Source organism: Microbacterium sp. PF5 (assembly GCF_004794315.1).
In the GTDB taxonomy this organism is placed as follows: Bacteria; Actinomycetota; Actinomycetes; order Actinomycetales; family Microbacteriaceae; genus Microbacterium; species Microbacterium sufflavum.
Genome location: NZ_SSDQ01000155.1, coordinates 1 through 3067, shown reverse-complemented (window position 1 = coordinate 3067; position 3067 = coordinate 1). Strand labels below are relative to the sequence as shown.

The following is a 3067-nucleotide window of genomic DNA, read 5'->3' as shown; positions in this document are numbered from 1 at the left end:
TGCACGGCCCCGCCGGGGCCGTGCGCCCCGGCGGTGCCGTGCAACCCGAGCGCGTGCATGCCGAGCAGCCCGAGCAGCACTCCGCCCGCGAGCACCACCGCGAGCAGTGCCCCGCGCAGCGCCCGTCGATCGGTCATGCCCCGATACTACCCGCAGGGGGTATAGGTATTCGGGGCATGTTCAGCGGACGACGCCCGCGCGGGCCAGCAGCCTCCGCACCGCGATCACGACCCCGGCGACCGCGACCTCCCCGACCACGCGCGCGGCCAGCGTCGCCACGAGCACGGCGGGCACCAGGTGCTCCGGCGAGAACACCGGCAGCGCGACCAGGAACAGCGCGATCCCCGCGACGGCCCCGGCCGCCAGGATCCGCCCTGCCCCCACCCGAGCGTCGCGCCGCAGCGGGAGCACGAGGTCGAGCACCAGACCGCCGAGCAGGAGCGGGACCAGCCCGAGTGGTCCGATCGGCGACACCGCGACCGTGAGCGCCCCGGCCACGAACGCCGTCAGCGTGGCGGCGCCCGGCGTGCGCGTGACCACGCGCGCCAGGAACGGCAGGGCCGTGTGCACGGCGGCGACCAGGGCGTAGGCCGGGGGCGAGGCGGCCGCGAGCACTCCGGTGACGGGAACGACCGCGAGGAACACGAGCGCCTGGATCGCACCGAGCGCCGCACTCACCAGCAGGGCGCTGGTCGGCACGCGTCGCACCGTCTTCGCCCGCCCGTCCGTCACGTCTCCGAGCCTAGAGGCCACGGCGGCCGGCCGATCACCGACGTCGCCGCGGCGTCATGTCACCCGCCCGATCGTCATTTCGGAATATTGTGGAGGCGGGGACCTGGGGAGGGGACATGACGGATTCCGTCGCGCGTGAGAGCAGGCATCTGCCGCGCGTCTCGACGAACGTGATCGGGCGACCGCGGCTCAACGCAGCCCTCGAGACGGACACCCCGCTCACGCTGCTCCGCGGGGCATCGGGCTCGGGCAAGACCACCGCGGTGGTCGGCTGGGCGTTCGTCACCTCGTCCCGCGTGGTCTGGCTCACCGTGACCCGCGGGCGTGAGAGCAGCTCCGACCTCGCGCTGGCCCTGCTGCGCGCCCTTCGCGAACAGGCGCCAGAGGGCAGGGCTCCCGCAGACCCCCCGACGGAGCCACCCGGAGAGCTGTGGGCCGCGGTCACCGAGCATCTGTGCCCGCTCACGGAGCCGCTGGTGATCGTGCTCGACGACGCCGCCGCGCTCGACCGCGAGAGCGTGTTCGACCTGTGTCGCACGATCGCCGCGCTCCCGCTCGTGCGACTCGTCGTCGCGACCAACCGGCCCAGTCCCTTCGACAGCGCCGGGCTGCGCCTGGTGATCGACACCGCGCTTCTCGGCCCGCAGGAGCTCATGTTCGACCACGACGAGATCCGCGCGATGCTCGACCCCGCCGTCGACGATGACACGGTCCAGGCGATCCAGGAGGCGACGGGCGGCTTCCCCGCGGCCGTCCGGGCGGCGGCACTGCACGGGGGCGGGTCGGCCGTCGTCGAGGCGGCATCCACGACGATCGAGGACTACCTCCGGGCTCGCATCGAGCGGGACGACTTCGCCGAGCGGACCCTGGACGATCTCGTCCGGCTCAGCATCACCGACGCCGTCGACACCCCCCTCGCTGCCGCACTGACGGGCAACCCCGACATCGTGCACGCCCTCGAGGAATCCGAGGTGTTCGGCTTCGGGCACTGGGAGCCCGGTGAGCCCCGCCTGTTCCGGCTGGCCCCGCACGCCCGCACCCTGCTGCGCCGCGAGCTCCGCCGCACACACCCGGCCGAGATCCCCCGGTTGCGGCGCCTCGCGGTGGAGGGCGCCGTGCGGCGGGGCGCTCCGTTCGAGGGGCTGCGTCTGGCCGTGGAGGAGGACGACCTCGCCCTCGCGGCACACGTGATCATGTCGGGATGGAGCCACCTGCTCGACCACGACGGAAGGGCGGTCGTGCGACTGCTCGGCGACCTCCCGATGGCACGCCTCAAGCAGGAGCCGCTCGTGGCGATGCTCCTCGGCATCTGCCTCAACGCCAACCGGCTGCGCCGCCTGCGCGGACTCCAGCTCCTGCGCCTGGCGGTCTCGGCAGCGAACGGGCGGAAGACCCGCCTCTCGGCGACCGAGCGCCTCTTCATCTGGACGGCCGAGAGCGCGGCCCTGCGGGTCATCGGCATGCCCGACCGGGCGGGACAGGTCGCGGCCCGTGCGCTCGCGCTGTTCACGGAGACCCCCGAGAGCGAGTGGCACCGCTACGCGCGGGAGATGCCGCTGCTGTGCACCCACCTCGCGCTGTCGCTGTACTACGGAGGCCGCCGCGAACAGGCGGTGGGGCTCTTGGAGGAGGCCGCGGCTCTCGCCGGTGCGCAGGGCACCGGCAACGGGTTCCACGCCATGAGCCTGCTCGCCGGGATCCACGCCAGGGCCGGAGACCTCCCCGAGGCGCGGCACTATGTCGGCCTCCTCCGCGACGGCGGTCACAGCCAGGAGCTGCTCGACGGCTACCGCGGCACGTTCTACCGCGTGGCCGAGGCGATGCTCGCGGTCGAGGACGGCGACCTCCACGCCGCGAAACAGCACGTACGGGCGTTCCTCCCCCACCGGGCGACGAGCGAGCACTGGACGACCATGGCCGCCGTGGAGGCGTGGATCGCGCTGCACGACGGCGACGCCGCGGGCGGCCTCGAACGCCTGGAGTCCTTCGCCAGGATGCGGGGACGCGAGGGGGCAACACCCCACGCACGCCAGGCCCTCAGCCGCCCGCGGATCCTGCTGCACCTCGCGCTCGGCGACGTCCGGGCCGCCCGCAGCATCAAGCAGCGCGACGCGCCGGGCGACCGCTTCGCGACGCTGCTGGAACGCGCCAGGGTGGCCCTGGTCGACGGTCGTGCGCCGGAGGCGGTGCGCATGCTGGCGCAGACGCGGCTCCAGCCGACCACGTCTCGCGAACGCGCGGAGGCCGCGGCCGTGCAGAGCGCCGCCCTGCACCGCGTGACCCCGGCCGCCGCGCAGATCGTGACCTCCGAGTTCTTCCGGCTGCGGCACGAGAC

2 protein-coding genes are annotated in these 3067 nt (G+C 74.0%); one reads left to right on the top strand and one right to left on the bottom strand.

All coding sequences use genetic code 11. From position 1 onward, the window contains the following. Positions 1-180 precede the first annotated feature (180 nt). The gene (locus DW297_RS15365; protein WP_168442881.1) at positions 181-732 is read right to left on the bottom strand and encodes an ECF transporter S component; all 552 of its coding nucleotides are present in this window, start codon (positions 730-732) and stop codon (positions 181-183) included. A 116-nt stretch (positions 733-848) separates the two neighbouring features. On the opposite strand from DW297_RS15365, the gene DW297_RS15360 reads away from it, so the two are divergent. Continuing rightward, positions 849-3067: helix-turn-helix transcriptional regulator (locus DW297_RS15360; protein WP_136033972.1), on the top strand; the 2219-nt coding region annotated here is incomplete at its 3' end.